The sequence below is a fragment of the Methylobacterium sp. CM6246 genome, assembly GCF_054818005.1.
Genome location: NZ_JBTXKY010000001.1, coordinates 3752556 through 3775030, shown reverse-complemented (window position 1 = coordinate 3775030; position 22475 = coordinate 3752556). Strand labels below are relative to the sequence as shown.

Annotated in this window: 18 protein-coding genes; 12 read left to right on the top strand and 6 right to left on the bottom strand. The window is 71.6% G+C overall.

What is annotated here, in order from left to right; all coding sequences use genetic code 11:
- Nucleotides 1–31 precede the first annotated feature (31 nt).
- A complete protein-coding gene (locus ACYQPG_RS18380) occupies nt 32–892 on the top strand; it encodes an amidohydrolase family protein (RefSeq protein ID WP_419828447.1) in 861 nt (286 codons plus the stop codon).
- A 119-nt stretch (nt 893–1011) separates the two neighbouring features.
- Here ACYQPG_RS18380 and ACYQPG_RS18375 read toward each other — a convergent pair whose 3' ends face one another.
- On the bottom strand, nt 1012–3072 hold the full coding sequence (locus tag ACYQPG_RS18375; protein ID WP_461231439.1) for a methyl-accepting chemotaxis protein: 2061 nt from the start codon (nt 3070–3072) through the stop codon (nt 1012–1014).
- Between the two features lie 97 nt (nt 3073–3169).
- A complete protein-coding gene (locus ACYQPG_RS18370; RefSeq protein WP_461231438.1) occupies nt 3170–3601 on the bottom strand; it encodes a winged helix-turn-helix transcriptional regulator in 432 nt (143 codons plus the stop codon).
- Nucleotides 3602–3723: 122 nt separating this feature from the next.
- On the opposite strand from ACYQPG_RS18370, the gene ACYQPG_RS18365 reads away from it, so the two are divergent.
- The 5 genes from ACYQPG_RS18365 (at nt 3724) to ACYQPG_RS18345 (ending at nt 10992) form a co-directional block, all read left to right on the top strand.
- Entirely contained in the window at nt 3724–4743 is a 1020-nt protein-coding gene (locus ACYQPG_RS18365) for a zinc-binding alcohol dehydrogenase family protein (protein WP_147940176.1), read from the top strand.
- 10 nt (nt 4744–4753) lie between these two features.
- Nucleotides 4754–5176, top strand: a complete 423-nt coding sequence (locus ACYQPG_RS18360) for a cupin domain-containing protein (protein ID WP_147910578.1) — start codon at nt 4754–4756, stop codon at nt 5174–5176.
- A gap of 318 nt (nt 5177–5494) precedes the next feature.
- Entirely contained in the window at nt 5495–8644 is a 3150-nt protein-coding gene (uvrA, locus tag ACYQPG_RS18355; RefSeq protein WP_461231437.1) for an excinuclease ABC subunit UvrA, read from the top strand.
- Nucleotides 8645–9167: 523 nt separating this feature from the next.
- Complete coding sequence (locus ACYQPG_RS18350) at nt 9168–10148, top strand: transporter (protein WP_147940174.1); 981 nt, start codon at nt 9168–9170, stop codon at nt 10146–10148.
- A gap of 274 nt (nt 10149–10422) precedes the next feature.
- A complete protein-coding gene (locus ACYQPG_RS18345; RefSeq protein ID WP_147857251.1) occupies nt 10423–10992 on the top strand; it encodes a fasciclin domain-containing protein in 570 nt (189 codons plus the stop codon).
- A gap of 63 nt (nt 10993–11055) precedes the next feature.
- Here ACYQPG_RS18345 and ACYQPG_RS18340 read toward each other — a convergent pair whose 3' ends face one another.
- Together ACYQPG_RS18340 and ACYQPG_RS18335 are read right to left on the bottom strand one after the other, a co-directional pair.
- Nucleotides 11056–11823 carry an anti-sigma factor gene (locus ACYQPG_RS18340; protein ID WP_461231436.1) on the bottom strand — a complete coding sequence of 256 codons (768 nt, stop codon included), beginning with the start codon at nt 11821–11823 and terminating at the stop codon, nt 11056–11058.
- A complete protein-coding gene (locus tag ACYQPG_RS18335; RefSeq protein WP_419828550.1) occupies nt 11820–12425 on the bottom strand; it encodes a sigma-70 family RNA polymerase sigma factor in 606 nt (201 codons plus the stop codon). Before ACYQPG_RS18335 ends, ACYQPG_RS18340 begins: the two co-directional genes overlap by 4 nt.
- A gap of 252 nt (nt 12426–12677) precedes the next feature.
- Between ACYQPG_RS18335 and ACYQPG_RS18330 the strand changes: the two genes are divergently transcribed.
- The 6 genes from ACYQPG_RS18330 (at nt 12678) to ACYQPG_RS18305 (ending at nt 17668) form a co-directional block, all read left to right on the top strand.
- Nucleotides 12678–13652, top strand: coding sequence for a S1C family serine protease (locus ACYQPG_RS18330; RefSeq protein WP_147910470.1), 975 nt, complete (start codon nt 12678–12680; stop codon nt 13650–13652).
- Nucleotides 13653–13806: 154 nt separating this feature from the next.
- Complete coding sequence (locus ACYQPG_RS18325; protein WP_147910471.1) at nt 13807–14088, top strand: GCG_CRPN prefix-to-repeats domain-containing protein; 282 nt, start codon at nt 13807–13809, stop codon at nt 14086–14088.
- Between the two features lie 271 nt (nt 14089–14359).
- Nucleotides 14360–14506: a DUF1127 domain-containing protein gene (locus tag ACYQPG_RS18320; RefSeq protein ID WP_147857367.1), complete on the top strand. Its 147-nt coding sequence runs from the start codon at nt 14360–14362 to the stop codon at nt 14504–14506.
- 77 nt (nt 14507–14583) lie between these two features.
- Nucleotides 14584–16011 carry a methylenetetrahydrofolate--tRNA-(uracil(54)-C(5))-methyltransferase (FADH(2)-oxidizing) TrmFO gene (gene trmFO / locus ACYQPG_RS18315; protein ID WP_147910472.1) on the top strand — a complete coding sequence of 476 codons (1428 nt, stop codon included), beginning with the start codon at nt 14584–14586 and terminating at the stop codon, nt 16009–16011.
- A 163-nt stretch (nt 16012–16174) separates the two neighbouring features.
- Nucleotides 16175–17377, top strand: a complete 1203-nt coding sequence (locus ACYQPG_RS18310; RefSeq protein WP_147910473.1) for a Zn-dependent hydrolase — start codon at nt 16175–16177, stop codon at nt 17375–17377.
- 147 nt (nt 17378–17524) lie between these two features.
- On the top strand, nt 17525–17668 hold the full coding sequence (locus ACYQPG_RS18305) for a hypothetical protein (protein ID WP_187193614.1): 144 nt from the start codon (nt 17525–17527) through the stop codon (nt 17666–17668).
- A gap of 3 nt (nt 17669–17671) precedes the next feature.
- On the opposite strand, the gene ACYQPG_RS18300 is transcribed toward ACYQPG_RS18305, so the two are convergent.
- Nucleotides 17672–18391, bottom strand: coding sequence for a CatB-related O-acetyltransferase (locus ACYQPG_RS18300; protein ID WP_147910474.1), 720 nt, complete (start codon nt 18389–18391; stop codon nt 17672–17674).
- A complete protein-coding gene (locus ACYQPG_RS18295; protein ID WP_461231435.1) occupies nt 18388–22314 on the bottom strand; it encodes a glycosyltransferase in 3927 nt (1308 codons plus the stop codon). Before ACYQPG_RS18295 ends, ACYQPG_RS18300 begins: the two co-directional genes overlap by 4 nt.
- Between the last annotated feature and the right edge of the window lie 161 nt (nt 22315–22475).

The window sequence follows — 22475 nt, the reverse complement described above, 5'->3', positions numbered from 1 at the left end:
GATCCCGTCACAACCATGGAGTCCCAAAACAATGCCCGTCGTGGACATGCGCAGCCGGCCGACCTTCCTGCACACGTTCTTCGGCGCCGAGCCCGACACGCCGGAATTCGGCGTCGCCCGCTGGCTGAACGCCCGGGTCGGCAGCCGCGAGGTCGAGCACTTCACCCGCGGCGCCACGATCGAGGGCTTCCGCGCCGAGATGGACGGGGCCGGGATCGACGTCGCCGTGATGGTCGCCCGGTCGGTCCCGGGGGTCCGGGTCTCGAACGACGCCCTCGCGCAGGCCGCCGGGCACGATCCGAAGCGGCTGATCGGCATCGCCTCGGTGGATCCGGTCAAGCTCGGCCGCAAGGCCGCGGTGGCGGAGGCCAAGCGCGCCGTGACCGAGCTCGGCTTCAAGGGGATCAACCTCGATGCCGGCTTCTACCGCGAGGGCATGCGGGCCGACGACGAGCGCCTGATGCCGCTCTACGAGCTGTGCGAGACGCTGGCGGTCCCGGCTTTCGTCATGTCCGGCCCGACCACGCCGGACCTGCGCCTCAACGACCCGCTGGCGGTGGACCGGGTCGCCCGGACCTTCCCGAAGCTGCCGATCGTGTGCTGCCACGGGTTCTACCCGCACGTGGCCGAGATGGTGACCGTGGCCTTCCGCAACGAGAACGTCTTCGTCTCCCCGGACATGTACACGTTCGCGCCCGGCGGCGGCCTCTACGTGGAGGCGGCGAACGGCTTCATGAAGGACCAGTTCCTGTTCGGCTCCTCGTTCCCGTTCCGGGCGATGGGCCAGGGCGTCGCGGATTTCCGCGCGCTCGGCCTGTCGGAGGACGCCCTGGACGCCGCCCTCTGGCGCAACGCCAACCGCCTGCTCGGGCTCGGCCTGGCCGAGGCTTAGTCCCGGGTTTCCAAAGGGCTCAGCCCTTTGGCGGGGTTCAGGGGCGGAGCCCTTGAAAACAGCGGGCTCCGCCCGCACCCGCAAAAGGTCTCGGACCTATTGAATCCGGGACTTTGCCGTCAGGCGGCCCGGACGTTGGCCAAAAAATCGCCGACGGCGCCGCGCAGGGCGCTGGCCTGCCGGGCCAGGTCGCTGGCGGCGTCGAGCACCTGGGACGAGCTGTGGCTGGCCGTGCCGGCCGCCTCGCCCACGCCGGCGATGGTGCCCGAGACCGCGCGGGTATCCTGCGAGGTCTGGCCGGTGGTGCGGGCGATCTCGGCGGTGGCCGCGCCCTGCTGCTCGACCATGGCGGCGATCTCGGCCCCGATCCGGGCGAGGGTGCGGATCACCTCGGTGATGCCGCCGATCGAGCGGACGGAGGCCTCGGTGGAGCCGGTGATCTCGGCGACCTTGGCGGCGATCTCCTCGGTCGCCCGGGCGGTCTGGCCGGCGAGGTTCTTGACCTCGGCGGCCACCACCGCGAAGCCCCGGCCCGCCTCGCCGGCTCGGGCCGCCTCGATGGTGGCGTTGAGGGCGAGCAGGTTGGTCTGGCCGGCGATGTCCGAGATCATCGCGACGATCTCCCCGATGCTCCCGGCGGCCTGGGCGAGGCGGCGGACCTCTCCGGCCATGCCGTCCGCGTCCCGGGTCGCCGAGGCCGCGAGGTCGGCCGAGGCTCCGACCTGCACGCCGATCTCCCGGACCGAGGCCGTGAGCTCCTCGGTGGCCGCCGCCACGGTGTCGGCCGAGCGGGCGGCCGAATCCGCGGCGCCGGCCACCGCCCGGCTGAGGTCGGTGGTGTCCTGCGCGGCCCGGGCCATGCCGTGGGCGGAGGCCTCCAGCTGCTCGGCGGCGGCCGAGACCGCCGCGACGATGCCTCCGACCTGCCCCTCGAAGCTGTCGGCGAGGCTCAGGGCGGCGGCGCGCTGCGCGGCAGCATTCTCGGCGGCGAGGCGCTGCTGCGCGGCCCGGGCGAGCCGGCGCTCGGCGACGCTGTCGCGGAACGTCACCGCGGCGTCGGCGATCGCCCGCACCTCGCGCGGGCCCCCCGCCGGGATGGCCAGGTCGGCGCCCGGCCCGTCGTGTCCCTCGCCCCGCCCGATCGCCGTCAGCACCCGGGCCATCCGGACCAGGGGCCGCGCGATGGCCGTGCCGAGCCAGAACGCGAAGCCGACCGAGAGCGCGAACAGGGCGAGCCCGCCCGCGATCCAGACCGTCAGCATCCGGTCGGCCCGGGCCCGCACCGCGCCGGCGGCGGCCACCAGGTCGGCGGTCAGCCGGTCCTCGACGCCTTTGAGGGCGTCGATGCGCTGGGTGGCGAGCCGGAACCAGGCCGGCGCGTCGCGGAAGGCGAGGGTCGTGCCCGGCATCGTCTCCTGCGCGGCGCTGCGCAGGCGTGCCACCTCCCGCGCCGGCTCGGTCGCCTCCGCGGCGTCCAGCAGCGCGGCCTGACCCTCGACGGCCCCGGCCCGGAACAGGGCGCCGTAGGTCGCCTGATCGGCCGAGAGCGTGGTGAGCCGGCGCGCGGCGGGGAGGTCCAGGCTGCCGGAGGCGAACACCGCCGAGGCGGCGGCCCGCTCCTGGCCGGCGGCCTCCTTCAGCGCCAGGAACGCCGCGTAGGCGTTGGCCCGGGCCGCGATGCCGGCCTCGTCGATCACGCCGCCCATCGCCCGGACCACGCCCAGCCCCTCGCCGATCAGGCCGGTGTAGAAGCCCGTCGCCTGCGGCGCGGTGAGGCCCAGGGCATCGACCGCCCGGCGCTGGGCCGCGAGCCCGGTGAGCCCCTGCGCGAAGCCCTCGGCGCGTGCCGCGAAGGCGGGGCCGAAGCCGGTCGCGGCCGCCATCGCGTCGGGGAGCCCGGCCAAAGCCGCGTCGGTGCGGCTGCGCTGGGCCGCGAGTTCCGGCCCGAACTGCGCCCCCCTGGCGCCCAGGAACAGGCTGGAGGCGCCGCGCTCGCGCTGGGCCTCGTGGACGAAGGCGCTGATCCGCGAGGCGAGGCCGACGAGGGTCTCGACCCGGTCCATCTCGGCCCGCCGCGCCCATTGGTCGGACACCGCCCACCCGGCCGCCCCCGCGAAGGCAAGGCAGGGCGCGAGCGCCACCGCGAGGATGCGCGCGCGGAGTGAGGAGAGGACGGCCATCGGAACCCGGAATCCTGCAACGTTCGCCGGAATCATCCGGGACGGTTATAAAAACACCGTTAGGGTGGAGGGGTTTGGCCCGGCCTGCAATGCACAATCAGGCGGCAGTCCCGACGGTCGGTGCCGCCTCGGCAAGCCGTTCGGCCTCAAGCCGTTCGGCCTCAAGCCGTTCGGGATCATGCAAATCGGCCTCATGCAAATCGGCATGCAGGTCGCCCCAGACCTTGAGCGCGTGGATGACCGGCTCCAGGGTCCGCCCCCGCTCGGTCAGACTGTACTCCACCTTCGGGGGCACCTCGGCGTAGACCTTCCGGGCGATCAGGCCGTCCGCCTCCATCTCGCGCAGCTGGTTCGTGAGCATGCGCTGCGTCACGCTCGCCAGCCGCCGGCGGATCTCGTTGAAGCGCAGGGTCCCCTCTAGCAGGTGGTAGAGGATCACGCCCTTCCACTTGCCGTCGATGAGCCGGAGGGTGGCCTCGACGGCGCAGCCGGGGCTGCAGTTGCCGCTATGGTGTCGGGTGCGGGGCATGGCGGGATCCCAAGGCGATCGTCGGGCGGTATCATTCTCGGCACTATCGGCGTTTTATGTGCGTACTTGCGCGCCGTGAAGGCGGACGGCATCTCCGTGCGGGTCAGTCGGAGGAGATTGCGATGCGCGCCGTCGGGTACAGAAAATCCCTGCCGATCACCGAGGCCGAGGCCCTGGTCGATTGCGACCTGCCCCGGCCCGATCCCGGCCCCCGCGACCTGCTGGTGAAGGTCGAGGCGGTCTCGGTGAACCCGGTCGACACCAAGGTCCGGGTGCGGGCCGAGCCCGAGGCCGGCGGGGTCAAGGTCCTGGGCTGGGACGCCGCCGGCACCGTTCTCGCCACGGGTGCCGAGGCCGAGGGCTTCTCGGTCGGAGACGCGGTGTTCTACGCGGGCGACCTCACCCGGCCGGGGACCAACGCCGAATTCCATTGCGTCGACGCGCGCATCGTCGGGCACAAGCCCGCCGGCCTCGACTGGGCGCAGGCCGCCGCCCTGCCGCTCACCGCGATCACCGCCTGGGAGGCCCTGTTCGACCGGCTCGACGCCAAGAAACCGGTGCCGGGCGCCGCCCCGGCGATCCTGATCGTCGGCGGGGCGGGCGGCGTCGGCTCGGTGGCGATCCAGCTCGCCCGGCAGCTCACCGACCTCACCGTGATCGCCACCGCGTCCCGGCCGGAGACGGCGGCCTGGTGCCGGGATCTCGGCGCCCACCACGTGGTCGATCATGCCAAGCCGCTCTCCGCCGAGGTGGCGGCCCTGGGCCTCGGCGCGCCGGGCCTCGTGTTCTCGACCACCAACACCGACGCGCATCTCGCCGAGATCGCGACGCTGATCGCCCCGCAGGGCCGGTTCGCCCTGATCGACGATCCCGCGCAGCTCGACGTGGCGCTGCTCAAGCGCAAGAGCCTGTCGCTGCACTGGGAGTTCATGTTCACCCGCTCGATGTTCGGCACCTCCGATATCGCCGCCCAGGGCGCGCTCCTCGACGAGGTCGCCCGGCTGGTGGATGCGGGGCGCCTGCGCACGACCCTGGGCGAGCATTACGGGCGGATCGACGCCCGGAACCTGCGGCGGGCGCACGCGCTGATCGAGAGCGGGCGCGCCAAGGGCAAGATCGTGCTCGAAGGTTTTGCGTCGTGAGGCGGGCGCCATGACCGGGACGGGCACCGGAATCTTCGACGTGGCGGCGCTCGCGGCGGCGCTGCCCGACAGCGCGCGGACGCTCCTGGTCGACACCTACCTGACCGACCGGGCGGCGGCGAGCGCCCGGGTGTTCCGGGTCTACCGCCCGACCCCGCCGCACTATCACGCCACCTGCGACGAGTACCTGTACTGCCTGTCGGGACGCGGCACAGTCTGGCTGGGTGACCCCGCGAACCTCACACCGTTCGGCCCCGGCCAGCTCTTGTTCTTCGAGACGGGCACGGTGCACGCGATGCCGGAGATCGCCCCGGGCGAGCCGGTGACGTTCCTGTCGATCGACACCCCGCGGCGGGCCCCCACCGACATCATCTTCGTGAACCCCGAGGACGGCACCCCCGCCACCTTCATGGCGCGCAACGCCGACGCGTGAAGTCCCGGATCCAAAAGGTCCCGGACCTTTTGCGGGTGCAGGGCAGCGCCCTGCTGTCGGGGCCTGCCCCGACACCCCGCCAAAGGGCCGCAGGCCCTTTGGAAATCCCGTCTTTTCGGCCGCGAAACGACAGGCTTCCGGCGAGCGGTTGCCGGCGTACGCGTTTCGTTCTAGCAATGGCGTTGCATGTCGGGCCTGCGTCCCGCCGGCCTCACCTTGCCGTCGACCGCTCCGGGCTCGACATGAGCGGGTGCGGCGGCTGACCCGCGCGCAAAGCCAGCCCCGACCGCGTCGACGCCTCGAAAGACCGCCGCCCTCATGGCCAAAGCCCAAGCCGGAACCCGAGTCGGACCCCGCGTCGGCGCCAGCAAAGCCGCCCCCAAACCGTCTCCCGTGAAGGCGTCGTCCGCCAAAGCGCCGGCCGAGGCGGTTCCGGCCGAGCCTGAGCGGACGAACAAGCCCGCGCGTACGAAGAAGGCCGAGGCCCCCGCCCCCGTCCGCCCGGGCAGCAGCCGGAGCGCGGCCGCGGAGGCCGCCGTCGACGCCAAGCTGGAGGCCCTGTTCGACGCCGCGCCGCCGAGCGCCGCCGACCGGCGGGTGATCACGGTCCGGGGCGCCCGGGAGCACAACCTCAAGAACGTCGACCTGACGATCCCCCGGGACAAGCTCGTGGTGTTCACCGGGCTGTCGGGCTCGGGCAAGTCGTCGCTCGCCTTCGACACGATCTACGCCGAGGGGCAGCGCCGCTACGTCGAATCGCTCTCGGCCTATGCCCGCCAGTTCCTGGAGATGATGTCCAAGCCCGATGTCGACCAGATCGACGGGCTGTCGCCGGCGATCTCCATCGAGCAGAAGACCACCTCCAAGAACCCCCGGTCCACCGTCGGGACGGTGACCGAGATCTACGACTACATGCGCCTGCTCTGGGCGCGGGTCGGCATCCCCTACTCCCCGGCCACCGGCCTGCCGATCGAGAGCCAGACCGTCCAGCAGATGGTCGACCGGGTGCTGGAGCTGCCGGAGAAGAGCCGGCTGTACCTGCTCGCCCCGGTGGTCCGCGGCCGGAAGGGCGAGTACCGCAAGGAAATCGCCGAGTACCAAAAGAAAGGGTTTCAGCGGCTGCGGGTCGACGGCGAATATTACGCGATCGACGACGCGCCCAAGCTCGACAAGAAGTTCAAGCACGACATCGACGTGGTCGTCGACCGGATCGTGGTGCGGCCCGACATCGCCGCGCGGCTGGCGGATTCGTTCGAGACCGCGCTGGAACTCGCCGACGGCATCAGCGAGATCGTGTTCGCCGACGCGCCGGAGGGCGAGGAGCCCCGGACGATCACGTTCTCGTCGCGTTTCGCCTGTCCCGTCTCGGGCTTCACCATCGCGGAGATCGAGCCGCGGCTGTTCTCGTTCAACAACCCGTTCGGCGCCTGCCCGACCTGCGGCGGCATCGGCCACGAGATGCGGATCGACCCCGAACTGGTGATCTCGGACCCTGCGCTCAGCTTGAAGCGCGGCGCGGTCGGCCCCTGGGCGAAATCGACCTCGCCCTATTACGGCCAGACGCTGGACGCGCTGGCGGAGCATTACGGCTTCAAGACGAGCGTGGCCTGGCAGAGCCTGCCGGAGGCGGCCCGCGCCGTCGTTCTGTACGGCTCCGGCAAGCAGGCGATCCGCTTCGCCTACGACGACGGCCTGCGCAAGTATGCGGTCAACAAGCCGTTCGAGGGCGTGATCCCGAACCTGGAGCGCCGCTACAAGGAGAGCGAGTCCGACGCGGTGCGGGAGGAAATCGGCCGGTTCATGAGCGAGACGCCCTGCGCGTCCTGCGGCGGCAAGCGGCTGAAGCCCGAGGCGCTGGCCGTGAAGGTCGCCATGGCCGATATCGGCGACGTGACGGCGCTGTCCGTTTCGGAAGCCCATCGCTGGTTCTCCGAATTGCCGGAGAAGCTGACGGCCAAGCAAAACGAGATCGCGGTCAGAATTCTCAAAGAAATCCGCGACCGGCTCAGCTTCCTGGTGGATGTCGGCCTCGAATACCTGACGCTGGCCCGCGGCTCCGGCTCCCTGTCGGGGGGCGAAAGCCAGCGCATCCGGCTGGCCTCGCAGATCGGCTCCGGGCTCACCGGCGTGCTCTACGTGCTGGACGAGCCCTCGATCGGCCTGCACCAGCGCGACAACGAGCGGCTGCTCGGCACGCTCAAGCGCCTGCGCGACCTCGGCAACTCGGTGATCGTGGTCGAGCACGACGAGGACGCGATCCTGCAGGCCGACTACGTGGTCGATGTCGGCCCGGGTGCGGGCATCCATGGCGGCGAGATCATCGCCCAGGGCACCCCCGCCGAGGTGCTGGCCAACCCGGCCTCGCTCACGGCCAAGTACCTCACCGGCGCGATGGCGGTCCGCACCCCGGCCGCGCGGCGCAAGAGCCGGAAGGGCAAGCTCGGGGTGTTCGGCGCCCGGGGCAACAACCTCAAGGACGTGGATATCGAGGTGCCGCTCGGCACCTTCACGTGCATCACCGGCGTCTCGGGCGGCGGCAAGTCCACCCTGGTGATCGACACCCTGTACAAGGCCGTCGCAAAGAAGCTGAACGGGGCGCTGGAGCACCCGGCCCCGTACGACAGACTCGAGGGGCTGGAGCATCTCGACAAGGTCATCGACATCGACCAGTCGCCGATCGGCCGGACGCCGCGCTCGAACCCCGCCACCTATATCGGCGCCTTCACGCCGATCCGCGACTGGTTCGCGGGCCTGCCCGAGGCCAAGGCCCGGGGCTACCAGCCGGGGCGCTTCTCGTTCAACGTGAAGGGCGGGCGCTGCGAGGCCTGCTCGGGCGACGGCGTCATCAAGATCGAGATGCACTTCCTGCCGGACGTCTACGTCACCTGCGACGTGTGCAAGGGCAAGCGCTACGACCGCGAGACCCTGGAGGTGAAGTACCGCGGCAAGTCCATCGCCGACGTGCTCGATTCCACCGTCGAGGAGGCGGCCGAGCTGTTCAAGGCGGTGCCGGCGATCCGCGAGAAGCTCGAGACCCTGAAGCGGGTCGGCCTGCACTACGTCCATGTCGGCCAGCAGGCCACCACCCTGTCGGGGGGCGAGGCGCAACGGGTGAAGCTGTCCAAGGAGCTGTCGAAGCGTGCCACGGGCCGCACGCTCTACATCCTCGACGAGCCGACCACCGGGCTGCACTTCCACGACGTGGCCAAGCTCATGGAGGTGCTCCACGAGCTGGTGGACCAGGGCAACACGGTGGTGGTGATCGAGCACAATCTCGAAGTGATCAAGACCGCCGACTGGGTGATCGACATGGGGCCCGAGGGCGGGGACGGCGGTGGCCGGGTGGTGGCGCTCGGCACCCCGGAGGAGATCGCCCGCTCGAAGGCGAGCCATACCGGCCGGTTCCTGCGCGAGGTGCTGGCCCGTCGCCCGGCCCCGCAATCCGGCCGCCGCACCGCCGCCGAATAGGCGCCGGCCGGGCTCGAGGCGGCAGATTCTGCCCGGTGCGGCCCGAAAATCCGCTCGGGACCGCCTCAGCGCCCCGTGATTCGGTCGGCTCCCGCCCGTCTTCGGCCGGGGATCGGCCGTCCGGAGCGGGGTTTCCGGGTTCGGCGCCCGGCTGGGACGAATGCCCGTTCACCCACCCCTGCTTGCCGGATTCTCCCGCCAAAGTGCCGGGAGGTCCCGGGCAACAGCTTGACCATTCAACGATATTTTGCCGGCCGCCCGCCCGCTATTCAATCCTGGGGACTGTGTTGCATCGCCGCAAAAATGCGTCTTTTGCGCAACGGTTCGGCCGGTTTTGCCGCTTCGACCGGCATTCCACTGTCATTCCGCAGGTCTCTGTAGAATAGTCATTGGCGTTGAGACGGGCGGGCTCCGTGGGGGCGCTCGGCACACCGGAAGTCGGCAGCCGCCAATGGCGAGCAGACCGGCAGGGTAGTGCCGAATGCGGGACGGAAGCCTTGAGACCTTGGGAAGGACAGAAACAATGATGAAGAACTGGCTCGCGGCCGGCGCGGTCGCGCTCACGGTCGGCATGACCTCGACGATCGCTCAGGCGCAGACCACGACGGTTCCGGGCGAGCAGGTCGGCCTCGCCATCGGCGCGCCGCTGCCCGAGGGTATCTACGCGATCAACACCTTCACGTTCCGCCGCACCGATGGCCGGAACGATCCCGATACCGCCGTCAACGTCCCGGTGCTGGTCTGGTCGACCCCGCTTGTGCCGTTCGGCGGCCGCATCGAGCTGCTCGTCGCCCCCCCGACCGTGTTCGCCTTCACCCGCAACCCGGCTGGCGTGCGCAACAAGGACATCTCGATCAACGTCGGCACCTTCGTCGGCGGCATCTGGGCGTTCGACCTCGGCAACAACTTCGGCGTCAGCTTGCTCGGCGGCGCGTACCTGAACGACCTCAACGGTGATCGCGGCTCGATCATCACCGCCAACGGCACGACCGCCACCCCGGTGCTGCCGCAGCTCTCCTCGAACACCTACCGCTTCGGCGTGGCCGGCAGCTACACCGGCGACGGCTGGAACATCACCGGCAACCTGACCGCCAACATCTACGATTCGCCCGGCCGCTTCGGTGGTCCGGTCGGCGCGGCGCTCGGCCCGTTCTACCTGTCCAACGCCCTGAACTTCGACCTCACCGCGACCAAGAAGTTCGGCAACTTCGAGATCGGTCCGGTCGCCTACGGCACCTACAACTTCGACATCGGCCAGTTCAGCGCGGCCGCCAACAACCGCGGCCGGTTCGCCGTCGGCGGCCTGATCGGCTACGACTTCAAGGTCTTCACCGTGCAGGCCTACGTCGCCCGCGACGTGGTCACCGGCGCGCAGATCGCCGCGACGCCGTTCAGCCGCGCCCGCAGCGACTACTCGACGGACGGCTGGCTGCGCCTGATCGTGCCGCTGTACTCGCCGGCCCCGGTCTCGCCGGTCCCGACCGCCCTGGTCCGCAAGTACTGATCGACAAGTACTGATCGACAAGTACTGATCGAACCGAGATCCGGGTTCCCACCGCGCAGGCGGTGGGGAGCCCGGATCTCCGCCATCCCGTCCGCCAGGACGGCGAACCGCCCGGCCACCGCCGGGCGGTTTTTTCATGCCCGGCCGGACCATGCCCCTGGACCCGGGCGGATATTCAGATCCTGCGAAACCTTTCCGCCCGAGGACCCGTAAGCGGCGACGTAATCCCGGTCCTCGCTCGATCCCGGGATACCTCAGGGAAGGAAACACCAGGATGCTCAACGTTATCGGAGGCCGGCGCGCGGCCCGGGCGGTCGCCCTCGCTCTGACCCTCGGCCTCGGTGCGACCGGCGCGGCCTACGCCAAGAACCCGATGGTCGGCGGCGCGCCGATGTATGCCAGCAAGACGATCGTCGAGAACGCGGTCAACTCCAAGGACCACACCACCCTGGTCGCCGCCGTGAAGGCCGCCGGCCTCGTCGAGACGCTGAGCGGCCCCGGCCCGTTCACGGTGTTCGCGCCCACGAACGCCGCCTTCGCCAAGCTGCCGCCGGGCACCGTCGAGAGCCTGGTGCAGCCCCAGAACAAGCCCACGCTGACCAAGATCCTGACCTACCACGTCGTCCCGGGCGTCTACACCGCGCAGGACCTGGTGGCTTTGGTCAAGAAGGGCGGCGGCCAGGGCCAGCTCACCACGGTCGAGGGCGAGCCGCTCGCCGTGGCTGTGCAGGGCAAGAAGGTCCTGATCACCGACGTGAAGGGCAACACCGCCACGGTGACGATCCCGAACGTGATGCAGTCGAACGGCGTGATCCACGTGATCAACGCCGTGCTGACCCCCTGATCCGGATTCCGTGATCCGACCCACCCGCGGCGCCGCTCCGGCGCTGCGGGTTCCTCACTGTTGCTACTCGGCGATCAGCTTGCCGGTATAGACCACCGGTCCCGTGGGCTGGCCGCTCGGCGAGCCGCCCGGAGGCTCCACGGAGACCGCCAGCACCCCGTCCGGCGCGGCGCCCTGCGGCAGGGTCACCCGGGTCGCACCGCCCCCGACGAGGCCGAGCGGCTTCGGGCCCTCGGCGCCGACATACCACAGCTCCAAGCTCCGGCCCGCGGGCGCCTCGGCCCCGACCGGCCGGACCTGGGCGGTGCCGGTGCGGGTGTCGACGCGCACGATCAGCGCCGGGAGCGCGCCGCCGCCCTGCACCACCGCGAGGTAGCGGCCGCCCTCCGGCTCCGGCCGCAGGCCCACCGCCACGAACAGCGCCAGCCCGGCCGCCAGCAGCCCGGCCCCCGCGGTGGCGATGCGCCAGCGCCGGACCTGCCGCCGCAGATGGGCGAGGGGATCGCGCAGACGGGGATCTTGAGTGACGGGATCGCCGGCGAGGGGATTGCCCCCCTGCGGAGCGGTCGATCCGCCGGGCCCAACCGGGAGCGCGCGCAGCAGCGCCGCCCGCACCCGCGGCGACGGCATCACCGGCGGGATGGCACCGAGCAGGGGCGAGAATCGCCGCTCCCAGGCCTGCACCCGGGCGACAGCGGCGGTATCGGTGGCGAGCGCGAGCGCCATCGCGGCCCGCTCTTCGCGGTCGAGGGTGCCGATCACGTACTCGGCCGCGCGCAGGTCCGGATCCGAGCCGGGATCCGCGGTCAGGTCGCCTGGCCCGCCGGTCACGTGACCGCCTCCAGGCAGGTCTTCAGCGATGCGAGCGCCCGGTGCAGCCAGGTCTTGATCGTGTTGACCGGCCGGTCGTAGCGCTCGGCCAGCTCGTCGCGGGAGCGGCCCTCGCAATAGGCCAGCACCACGCAATCCCGGTGCGCCGGCTCCAGCCGGCCGAGGCAGGCCCCGAGCGCGTCCCGGTCCAGGAACGCCGCGGCGTCGTCGTGCGGGTCCATCAACCGCGCCACCCAATCCTCTCCGTCATCCCGCACCGGTCCCTGAACCTCGGCGGCCCCCTTCCGGCGCAGGCCGTCGATCGCCCGGTTCCGGGCGATCGTGCACAGCCATGCGAGCGGGCGTCCGGCCTCGGGGTCGTAGCTCCCGGCCGCCTGCCAGATCCGCAGATACGCGTCTTGCAGGACGTCCTCGGCGAGCGACCGATCGCGTTGGATACGCAGGATCACGCCGAAGAGTTTCGGGCTGGTCAGGTCGTAGAGTTCGGCCAGGGCGGCCGCCTCGCCGCGCCCGATCTCGAACAGCAGCCGGCGCAGCCGCGCATCGTCGGCGCCATGAAGGCCCGGCGGCACCCGGTCCTGAGTCGCCCCCGCGGCAAAGATCGGTCCGGCCAAGATCCGTTCCTGCGTCCGCGCGCCGTTCCCCTGCCGGTCGCGCTCCCGTAAGATAGCTCTAAGCGCCCCCGCGTGTCCTGTCACATCGCCGGCCCGCACCGGATCGCGGACGTGTCGTCGGCTGCCGATCCGCGCGCGGCGCCGCGCCACGGGTGTCGCAGGCCGTGGCGACAGCCTATCTTAGTCTGATTTCGCGCATCCGGCGGTGCCGGAGCAGAGCGAACGAGTCGAAGGAATCTCATGGCGACGCAGGGCGAGTGGAAGATCCCCGCGCAGGCCCAGCCCAGGCCTGCGGATTACGGCTACGATCTCGATCGGGCGCTCTCGTCGGTGCTCGCCCTCTCGGCGCGGGTGCCCGAGAGCGCCTTCACGGCCGAGACCCTCGGCACCGAGCGCGCCGGCAACGGCGTGGTGATCCGGGAAGACGGGCTGGTGCTCACGGTCGGCTACCTCGTCACGGAGGCGGAGAGCGTCTGGCTCACCACCCGGGAGGGCCGCTCCGTGCAGGGCCACGTGCTCGGCTTCGATGCCGCCACCGGCTTCGGCCTGGTCCAGGCCCTGGGCGATCTCGGCGTCCCGGCCCTGCCGCTCGGCCAGTCGGCCGGCCTGAAGACCGGCGACCGGGCCGTGGTGGCGGGGGCGGGCGGGCGCCAGCGCTGCGTCGCCGTCGAGGTCGTCGCCCGGCAGGAATTCGCCGGGTACTGGGAGTATGTCCTCGACGAGGCCCTGTTCACCGCCCCGGCCCACCCCCATTGGGGCGGCACCGCGCTGATCGGCGCGCAGGGCGAGCTGCTCGGCATCGGCTCCCTGCAATTGCAGCAGGGCGGCAGCAGCAATGCCCGCCCGATCAACATGGTGGTGCCGATCGACCTGCTGCCGCCGATCCTCGACGACCTGGCCACGCGCGGGCGCGCCAACCGGCCGCCGCGGCCCTGGCTCGGCCTCTACGCCACCGAGAGCGAGGAGGGCATCGTGGTCATGGGCCTCGCCGACGGCGGCCCGGCCGAGACCGGAGGCCTGCGCGGCGGCGACGTGATCGAGGCGGTGGCCGGCGAGCCGATCCCGGACCTCGCCGCCCTGTTCCGCAGCATCTGGGCGCTGGGCGAGGCCGGCGTCCGCGTCCCGCTCACCGTGCGCCGCGACGGGCGCAGCGTGAAGCTCGCCCTGGTCTCGGCCGACCGGGAGCGGTTCCTGCGCACGCCCTCGCTGCACTGAAGGCGCGGTGCGGGAAACCGTCTCCGCCGGGGCCGCGTTTCCCGGGCGCGGAGCCTGCACCGGATACAACCACAGGCTCAGCATCCGTTCAGGCGGCGCGGCCGAGTCTCCCCCGACCGGCACCGATCCGCCGGACGTTTCGAGGAGATCTGTCATGGCGATTCTGAGCGCATCGCGCGCGAAGGCACTCGTTGTGGCCGCCGCGATCGCCGGCGGCCTCGGGCTCGCGGGCTCCGCCCAGGCGGCGGGCGGCTGCGGCCCGGGCTTCCACCCGAATCCCTGGGGCCTCTGCCGCCCGAACTGGGGTCCCCGCCCCTATTACGGGCGCCGGCCGGTCTATTATGGCGGCTACGTCCGCCCGCGTCCCTTCTACCGCCCCTATGGCCGCCCGTTCTACCGGCCCAACGGCTTCTACGGCCCGCGCCCGTTCTACTGAGCGCCGCCTCCGTTTTGCGCTGCGAAGGGCGCCCCGCCGGCCGGCGGGGCGCCCTTCGCGCGTTCAGACCGGGTCTCCGCATGCGCACAAAGAATGACCAGCCGGGAAGGTTGCCGGTTTCTTAATCCGCGTATGCGGCCCACGCAGACCAGATCCTTGGCCTTTCGACTCCTGCTGCGCCGCGGGAGGTTTATATGTGCGTTGCACCAACAAGAGGCAGCGATGCGCAACGGCGCGCCACTCACTGCCCGAACAGAGGTCAATACACTCCATGTCCGCCGCTCGTAGCGTCCTGGGTCGCGTCCGCGCCTATCTCCGGTACCGCGACACCGTCTCCCAGCTGTCCCGCCTCTCGGATCGCGACCTTGCCGATCTCGGCATCAACCGTAGCGAGATCCACGGCATCGCCCGCGTCTGATCTCCTGAACCATCGCGATTCGATTCAAAGGACCGCCGCCCGTTGATCCGGGCGACGGTCCTTCGCTATTCTGGGATATGACACAGACCCTACACATCGTCGGCGGCGGCCTGGCGGGATCCGAGGCGGCCTGGCAGGTGGCCGAGGCCGGCCATCGCGCCGTGATCCACGAGATGCGGCCGGTCCGCGGCACCGAGGCCCACCAGACCGACGGCCTGGCCGAGCTCGTCTGCTCGAACTCGTTCCGGTCGGACGACCCGGAGAGCAACGCCGTCGGGCTGCTCCATCAGGAGATGCGCTCCTTGAGCTCGCTGATCATGCGGGCGGCCGACGCGAACCAGGTGCCGGCAGGGGGCGCCCTGGCGGTGGATCGCGAAGGCTTCTCCGCCACGGTGACCCGGGCCCTCGAGGAGCATCCCAACGTCACGATCGCGCGCGGCGAGGTCGAGGGCCTGCCGCCGGAGGAGTGGGGGCCCTGCATCGTCGCCACCGGCCCGCTGACCGCCCCGGCGCTGGCCGAGGGCATCCGGGCGCTCACCGGCGCCGAGTCGCTCGCCTTCTTCGACGCCATCGCGCCGATCGTGCACCGCGACTCGATCGACATGGACGTGGCGTGGTTCCAGTCCCGCTACGACAAGCCCGGTCCCGGCGGCACCGGGGCCGACTATCTCAACTGCCCGATGGACCGGGCGCAGTACGACGCCTTCGTGGCCGCCCTGGTGGCGGGGGACAAGATCGGGTTCCAGCAGTGGGAGGGGACGCCGTATTTCGACGGCTGCCTGCCGATCGAGGTGATGGCCGAGCGCGGCCCCGAGACCCTGCGGCACGGCCCGATGAAGCCCGTGGGGCTCACCAACCCGCGCGACCCGCAGGTCAAGGCCTGCGCGATCGTGCAGCTGCGCCAGGACAACGCGCTGGGCACCCTCTACAACATGGTCGGCTTCCAGACGAAGCTGACCTATGCCGAGCAGGTCCGGATCTTCCGCACGATTCCCGGCCTGGAGCGGGCCGAGTTCGCCCGGCTCGGCGGCCTGCACCGCAACACCTATCTCGACAGTCCGCGCCTCTTGGACGCCACCCTCCGGCTGAAGGCCCGGCCGGCCTTGCGCTTCGCCGGCCAGATCACCGGCTGCGAGGGCTATGTCGAGAGTGCCTCGGTCGGGCTGATGGCGGGGCGCTTCGCGGTGGCCGAGGCGGCGGGCCGGCCGCTCAGCCCCCTGCCCCAGACCACGGCGCTCGGCGCCCTCATCGCCCACATCACCGGCGGCCATGTCGGGGCCGACGGCGAGGCCAACGCGCCGCGCTCGTTCCAGCCGATGAACGTCAATTTCGGCCTGTTCCCGCCGCTCGCCCAGGCCCCCCGCAACGAGACCGGCCGCCGCCTGCGCGGCCCGGAGAAAGCCGTGCTGAAGAAGCGGGCGCTCACCGACCGCGCCCGGGCCGACCTCGCCGCCTGGATGGCCGGCGCCCCCGTGGCGGATTGGCGGCTGGCGGCGGCCGAGTAGCGCGGCACGTCATGGTTTCGAAAGGTCTGTGACCTTTCGCGGGTGCAGGGCAGAGCCCTGCTGTCGGGCTCCGCCCCGACACCCCGCCAAAGGGCTTGCCCTTTGGAAACCCACAGGCGCGCATGGCGCTTGCACCGCCCGTGCGTTCAGCCCCGGGGACCGCATGACCGAGATCGATACCGATACTTTCCTGGCCGACCTCTACGCCCTGCGCGCGATCGGCCGGTTCCGCACCGGCGTCCACCGGCCGACCTTCTCGCCCCAGGACATGGACTCGCGCCGCTGGCTGATGGCCCGTCTGGAGGCCTGCGGGCTGGAGGCGTCGATCGACGGGATCGGCAACGTGCTCGGGCGCCATCGCGGGCCCGGACCCCACCTCCTGGTCGGCAGCCACATCGAGACCCAGAACGAGGCCGGTTGGCTCGACGGGGCGCTGGGCGTGGTCGCCGGGTTGGCCCTGGCCCGGGCCGGGCTGCCCGTCGACGTCGTCGCCTTCGCGGACGAGGAGGGGCACTTCTCCGGCGGCTTCCTGGGCAGCCGCTCGGCGATCGGCGACCTCACCGAGGCCGAGATCGACGCCGCCTACAACCGCACCGACGGCACGCCGCTCCGCGCGGCCCTCGAAGCCGCCGGGCTCGCCGGATTGCCGCGGCTGCGGATCGACCCGGCCCGCTACCGGGGCTTCCTGGAACTGCATATCGAGCAGGGGACGCAGCTCGAATCCGCCGGCCTGCATCTCGGCGTGGTCAGCGGCATCGTGGCGATCTGGCAATTCCGGATCGTGTTCGAAGGCAACCAGGACCATGCCGGCGGCACCACCATGGCCGAGCGCCGGGATGCGGGGCTCTCGGCGATACGCCTGCTCGCGGCGATCGACCGGGAATTCCCGAAACTCTGCGGCCCGCGCAGCACCTGGACCACGGGGCGGATCACCCTGGATCCCGGCGGCTACAGCATCATCCCGGGCCGGGCCGAGGTGGCTTTCCAGTTCCGCGACGTATCGATCCCGGTGCTGGAGCGGATGGAAGCCTGCCTCGAGGCACTGGTGCGCGAATCCAACCGGCGCGAGCGCTGCCCCGCCACGCTCACGGTCCTGTCCAAGGCCGTTCCCGCCCCCTGCGACCCGGGCCTGATGCGGGCCCTCTCCGAGGCTGCCGAGCAGGTCTGTCCCGGCCACTGGCAGGTGATGCCCTCGGGCGCCGGCCACGACGCCCAGAACATCGCCCGGATCCTCCCGGCCGCGATGCTGTTCGTCCCATCGATCGGCGGCATCAGCCATCATTGGGCGGAGGATACCAGCGACGCGGACCTGGCCTTTGGCGTGCGCGCGCTCGGCGCGGCGGCGGCGCGGGTGCTGGCGGGGTGAGGCTGCTGTCGCGCAGGACGGCGACAAGCGCCGCGTCCTCGTCGGGCGCTTGTGGCGGAGCGAGGGCCGGCCAGCGTCGGCCCTCCACCATCGAAGCAACGCTCCCCGCGCCCAACCGTTGACCCGCATCGATGCCGGAGGGCGGCCATGCGGATTCGCAAGGAAGCGACCTATGACGGGGTGTGGACCGTGTTCGTCGGCGACGGGCTCTGCTTCAGCGACCTGAGCGAGCCGGCCGCCGACGCGCTGGTGGCGGCGTTCGCGCAGCGGTTCGCCGACGCGGAAGCGTGAGCCTCAGGCGCCCGGGATCAGCGACTGGATCGGGATCAGGTCCGGGCGGTATTCCTGCATCCCGCCGGCGATCCGTTCTTCCACGGCGTCGAGGAATTTCTCGGGGTCGGTGATCGAGCACTGGCGCAGGTCCCAGAAGGCGTAGCGCCACCAGCGCACCGCCAGGTAGCGCTCGATCAGCGCGTCGGGGAAGCGCATCTTCACCACCCGGGCCGGGCTGCCGGCCACGATCGCGTAGGGCGGCACGTCCTTGGTCACCACCGCCATGGCGCCGATGATCGCCCCGTCGCCGATGGTGATGTCGGGCATCAGGAAGGCGCCGTGGCCGATATAGACGTCGTTGCCGATGCGCACGCGCTTGGGCCACAGGTAGGGCCCGCAGATCTCGTAATCCTCGGCGCGCGGATCGTGGTGGTCGAACACCGCCGAATGGTGCGTGTAGAACAGCGGCGAGGTCGAGCCGCAATGCACCGGGTGGCTGCCGCGCCCGACCTGGACGCTCTCGCCGATCGAGCAGTAGCGGGCGATGTCGGCGCCGAAATAGTAGCCGCTCACCGCGTACGAGAACGCCCCCATGGTGAGGCAGTAATCGATCCCCATCCACTTGATGCTGCACGGCGGCTCGAAGGTGCAATCCTCCGGCAGGCCGAACGGAGCCGGATGCAGCACCGAGATGCCGCGCCGCAGCATCTCCTGCTTCATGTCCTCGTTGACGGAGATCATGCGGCGTCCTCGTCGAGTGGGTTTTGCGCCCCGGCCGGATTCAGGTCCAGGACGTAGTAGTCGCGCATCAGGTCGTCGTATTCGGCCGCCTGGATCGGCACCGAGAGCTCTCCGCCGGGGGAGACGTCGATCGCCAGCAGCCGGTCGTTGAAGGCGCCCGGATCGTTGGCCAAGGCGTAGGGCAGGCCATGGCCGTTCGGGTAGGCGCGCAGCCGGTCGCCCTGGGCGCCGAGGTCGAAGGCCGCCACCGGCAGGCCGGTCCGCAGCCCGAGCGTCAGGGCGTACGAGTAGGTCTCCGGCCAGATCGCCGGCAGCAGGATCAGGTCGGCGGAAACCCGCCCGACGAGATCCAGCGCCTCGGCGTCGCCGGCATAGCGGCCGGTCTGGGTCACCCCGGCCCGCTCCAGGCCGCCCGTGAGCGCGGGATCGGTGTAGCCCACGATCGCGAAGCGCAGCGGCAGCTTCCGGTCCTGCGCGTCGGTCGCCAGCGCCTGGAGGAACAGGCCGCCCTTGGTGGCGCTGATCGCGCCGAGCACCGCGACCCGGCGCACGCGGCCCGGCCGGCGCAGGGTGGTGGAGCGCACGCTGCGGTCGTGCTCGACATGCGGCCGCACCGTGATCGCCAGATCCGGATACACCGCCCCGATCCGCCCCGCCGTGTCGGCCGACGGCGCGAACACCCGCGCCGCCCCGGCCAGGAACCGTCCGAACGCGGCCCGGCGCTCCTCAGGATCCGGCTCCTCGTAGCCGTCCGCGTCCGAGGCCAGGCAGTCCCGGCACACGGGCACCGGCGCCAGCCCGCAATAGCGCCCGTCCGGCATCACCAGGTGGTTGCGGTGGCAGACCGGCGAGAAGTCGTGCAGCGTCCAGGCGTAGGGCCGCCCCGAGCCGGCGACCAGATCCATCAGCGCGCGCGCCGCGTTCCAGCGCAGGCCCGCCAGCGAGTGCACGTGGATCAAGAGCGGCGCCAGCTGGTCGATGAACGCGGAGACCGCCTCGGCGTCGCGGGGCAGGTACAGACTATCCAGGCTCGGCAGGTACACGAACTCCCGGCTGCGGTACGAGACGTTGACCTGGATGTTGCGGGCCCGGTCGACCGAGAGCAGCACCACGGCGGTGCCCTCGGCTTTCAGCCGGGCGATCATGTCGTCGATGTGCCGCTGGATGCCGCCACCCCAGCTGTGGGTCACGAACAGCACCGCCCGGCCGCGGAAGTGCCGGGCGAGCCGGTACAGGTCGAGCCGCGCCCGGCCGCGCCGGCCCGGATCGGCCTGGACGAACTGGCCGACCAGCGCCGGGTAGTCCGGGTGCTTGGCGAGCAAGGCCGCCTGGCCCTGGTCGTACTCGCCGCCCGGATCGAGCCCGAACGAGATCTGCCCGGCATGGTAGACGTACACGTCCTCGGCCAGCAGGTTCGAGAACCCCGCCTTGCGGGCGCGCATGCACCAGTCGTTCTCCTCGCCGTAGCCCTTGCCGAAGGCGACCGCATCGAGGGTGCCGACGGCATCGAGCGCGGCGGCGGTCATATACATGCAGAAGCCGACCCCGGTGGGCACCTCGACCGAGCGGCCGCGGTTGAGCGCCTTGGCGGCCTGGTCGAGGTCGGGCCGGGGGATCTCCAGCGCCATGGCGTTGTTGGCGTTGAACTTCGGGTAGCTGCAGATCGTGGCGTTGCTGGACAGGGGCGTGACGCTGCCGACCGGCGGGCGGCCCTCCGTCTCGGCGGCCTCGGCGTGGGCGACGAGCCGGTCGAGCCAGTCGCCGAACACCTCGGCATCGGAGTTGAGCAGGACCGCGGCGCGGCCCTGGCGCAGGGACAGGCCGCGGTTGACCGAGCGGACGAAGCCGAGGTTGTCTGGGTTTTCGACGAGGTGGAACAGGCCGCGGCCGGCGAGGTCCTTCAGGTCTGCGGTCAGCTGCGGGTCGGGGGACCGGTCGTTGACCGCGAGCAGGGTGAAGGGTGTGTTCTGCGGGGCGGACAGGCAGGCGTAGATGGCGCGCAGGGTCTCGCCGCGGCCCTTGTAGACCGGCATGATCACGACGACCCGGGCCTGGGCGAGGGTGAGCGCGCGGGGCAGGCCGTCCCAGTCCCGCGGCTCGGGCGCCTCCATGGCCGGCCAGGTGCCGAGATCCTCCGGGCCGCCCATCAGCCCGGCAGCCCGGCCGGTGCGGACGTAGTGCAGGAACGGCGGTTCGCCCGGCGCGAACAGGTGGCCGTAGGTCTCCGCGTAGAAGGCGATCGAGAAGGCCTTGCTGGGGTCGCGGCCCTCGTGCTGGCCGTAGGCGACGAAATGGGCGAGTGGGCCGCCCGCCGCGCCGGCGACATCGGGATTGCGCTTCGCGTAGAACGCGGCGTCGAAGAAGGGCTCGATCAGCCGGGCCTGTTCCGCCAGGGCGTCCGCCTCGGAGGGCGCCGGGCCGTAATGCGGATCGAATGTCCCGGCCGCGATGTCGACGCCGTGCAGCAGCGCCGTGGCGAGGTGGTGGACGAGGGGCGCGATCCCGGTCTCCCGCACCCAGGGATGCGCGTCGAGATAGGCCTGGCCGTTGAAGTCGGCGCGCGGGTTGCGGCCGTCCCGCCAGCCGGCGTCGCAATAATCGCGGACCGCGTCGGCGTCCTCCGCCAGGCCGTAGCGCTGCCGGTAGAAGGCATGGTCGAAATGGAGCGCCGCCAGCCCGGCCTGCAGGTCCAGGGACGCCCTCCGGTCCAGGGACGCCGGCCGGTCCAGGGGCTTCCGGCTGACCGCGCCGAGCCAGAGCGTGTCCTCCGCGGGCGGACGCGCCGGGCGCAGGCCGCAGACGCGCAGCAGCGCGTCGAGCGTCGACCGGCCCGGGCCGGGATCGCGCAGCTCCCGCCAGCCGCTTGTGGCGAAGTGGAGGTAGGGGCCGGCCTCCCCCACATCCGCGTAGGTCGCCCGGTACCAGGCCTCGTCCACGGCCGGGACGTTCAACCTGTCCGGGCCCGCGAACGGCTTTTTCCCCGCGAGCCGGGTCTCGGCCACGTACCGGAAGAACGGGTCGCCGATCACTGCCCGGCTGCCGGCGCGCGCCTGCACGAAGCCGGCCGGGTCGAAATCCTGGCGCGGGCTGCGCAGCGCACGCCAGCCGCCGGCCACGTAGGCCCGCATCAGCTCCGCGTCGGAGGCCTCCTCCGGCTCGTCCAGCCCTTGGCGAAAAAAGGCGGCGTCGAAGTAGGGCGCGAGCGCCTCGGCCTGAAGCGCGAAAAGATCCTTGGGCTCGGGCCGGGCCGGGCCGCCGTGCAGGACGTAGTGCACCAGCGGGTTCTGGGTCACGTAGGAGATGTTTCGGGTCAGGCAGTAGGCCAGGGTGTCGAAATGCGGCGACGGCTCGCGGCCCTCGCGCCAGCCGGACGCCATGTAGTGGCCGGCCGGATCGACGCCGGCGGCCTGCAGGTCGGGGTTGTTGGCGAGGTAGAACGCGCTGTCCACGAGGCGGCGGGCCAGGCGCTCGGCCTGCCCGGTGTCGGGCCTGGGCAGGGCGCCGCCTTTAGCGCGCTGCGCCGTCACCCAGTGCAGGAACGGGTTGATGCCGGCGGCGGCCAGATACGGCCGCGCGGCGAGGTAGTCGTCGGTCGAGAAGTCGGGCCGCGGATCCCGGCCCGCGCGCCAGCCGACCGTGAAGTAGTCGCGCACGGGATCGACCGTGATGCCGTACCAGCTCGCGTAGAAGCCCGTATCGACATGCGGCTCCAGCGCCGCGACCAGGCGCGTCTCGAGGGTGTCGCCGACTCCGGCCTCGGCGTCGGCCCAGCGGGCCTGCAGCGCGCCGGGCCGGCCCAGCGGGTCGCTGATCTGGCGCCAGCCGAGGCGCAGGACGCGCGCGGACTCCGTGACGCCGCGCGCGACCGGCCGGCCGAGGCGGCGCTTGAACCGCCCGAGGGTCGGGGGCAAACCGAGGCGCATCTCAGGGCTCTGCGGGGGTATGATCGCCGCGCGCCGTCACGAGGCGCGGCATCCGTCGGCCGCCTTCGGGGTCGACGCGGTCGAGGCGCTGGTCTCGGATCGGATCATGGTCGGCAGCGTCGGGGGCGTGCGAGGCGCGGAGGCGGGCCGCGTATTCTTCG

Coding starts and splice junctions, on each gene's coding strand:
- ACYQPG_RS18365 (WP_147940176.1), top strand. CDS start 3,724: ATGCGCGCCGTCGGGTACAGAAAATCCCTGCCGATCACCGAGGCCGAG.
- ACYQPG_RS18360 (WP_147910578.1), top strand. CDS start 4,754: ATGACCGGGACGGGCACCGGAATCTTCGACGTGGCGGCGCTCGCGGCG.
- ACYQPG_RS18375 (WP_461231439.1), bottom strand. CDS start 3,072: ATGGCCGTCCTCTCCTCACTCCGCGCGCGCATCCTCGCGGTGGCGCTC.
- ACYQPG_RS18380 (WP_419828447.1), top strand. CDS start 32: ATGCCCGTCGTGGACATGCGCAGCCGGCCGACCTTCCTGCACACGTTC.
- ACYQPG_RS18300 (WP_147910474.1), bottom strand. CDS start 18,391: ATGATCTCCGTCAACGAGGACATGAAGCAGGAGATGCTGCGGCGCGGC.
- ACYQPG_RS18345 (WP_147857251.1), top strand. CDS start 10,423: ATGCTCAACGTTATCGGAGGCCGGCGCGCGGCCCGGGCGGTCGCCCTC.
- ACYQPG_RS18325 (WP_147910471.1), top strand. CDS start 13,807: ATGGCGATTCTGAGCGCATCGCGCGCGAAGGCACTCGTTGTGGCCGCC.
- ACYQPG_RS18330 (WP_147910470.1), top strand. CDS start 12,678: ATGGCGACGCAGGGCGAGTGGAAGATCCCCGCGCAGGCCCAGCCCAGG.
- trmFO (WP_147910472.1), top strand. CDS start 14,584: ATGACACAGACCCTACACATCGTCGGCGGCGGCCTGGCGGGATCCGAG.
- ACYQPG_RS18350 (WP_147940174.1), top strand. CDS start 9,168: ATGATGAAGAACTGGCTCGCGGCCGGCGCGGTCGCGCTCACGGTCGGC.
- ACYQPG_RS18320 (WP_147857367.1), top strand. CDS start 14,360: ATGTCCGCCGCTCGTAGCGTCCTGGGTCGCGTCCGCGCCTATCTCCGG.
- ACYQPG_RS18310 (WP_147910473.1), top strand. CDS start 16,175: ATGACCGAGATCGATACCGATACTTTCCTGGCCGACCTCTACGCCCTG.
- uvrA (WP_461231437.1), top strand. CDS start 5,495: ATGGCCAAAGCCCAAGCCGGAACCCGAGTCGGACCCCGCGTCGGCGCC.
- ACYQPG_RS18305 (WP_187193614.1), top strand. CDS start 17,525: ATGCGGATTCGCAAGGAAGCGACCTATGACGGGGTGTGGACCGTGTTC.
- ACYQPG_RS18370 (WP_461231438.1), bottom strand. CDS start 3,601: ATGCCCCGCACCCGACACCATAGCGGCAACTGCAGCCCCGGCTGCGCC.
- ACYQPG_RS18295 (WP_461231435.1), bottom strand. CDS start 22,314: ATGCGCCTCGGTTTGCCCCCGACCCTCGGGCGGTTCAAGCGCCGCCTC.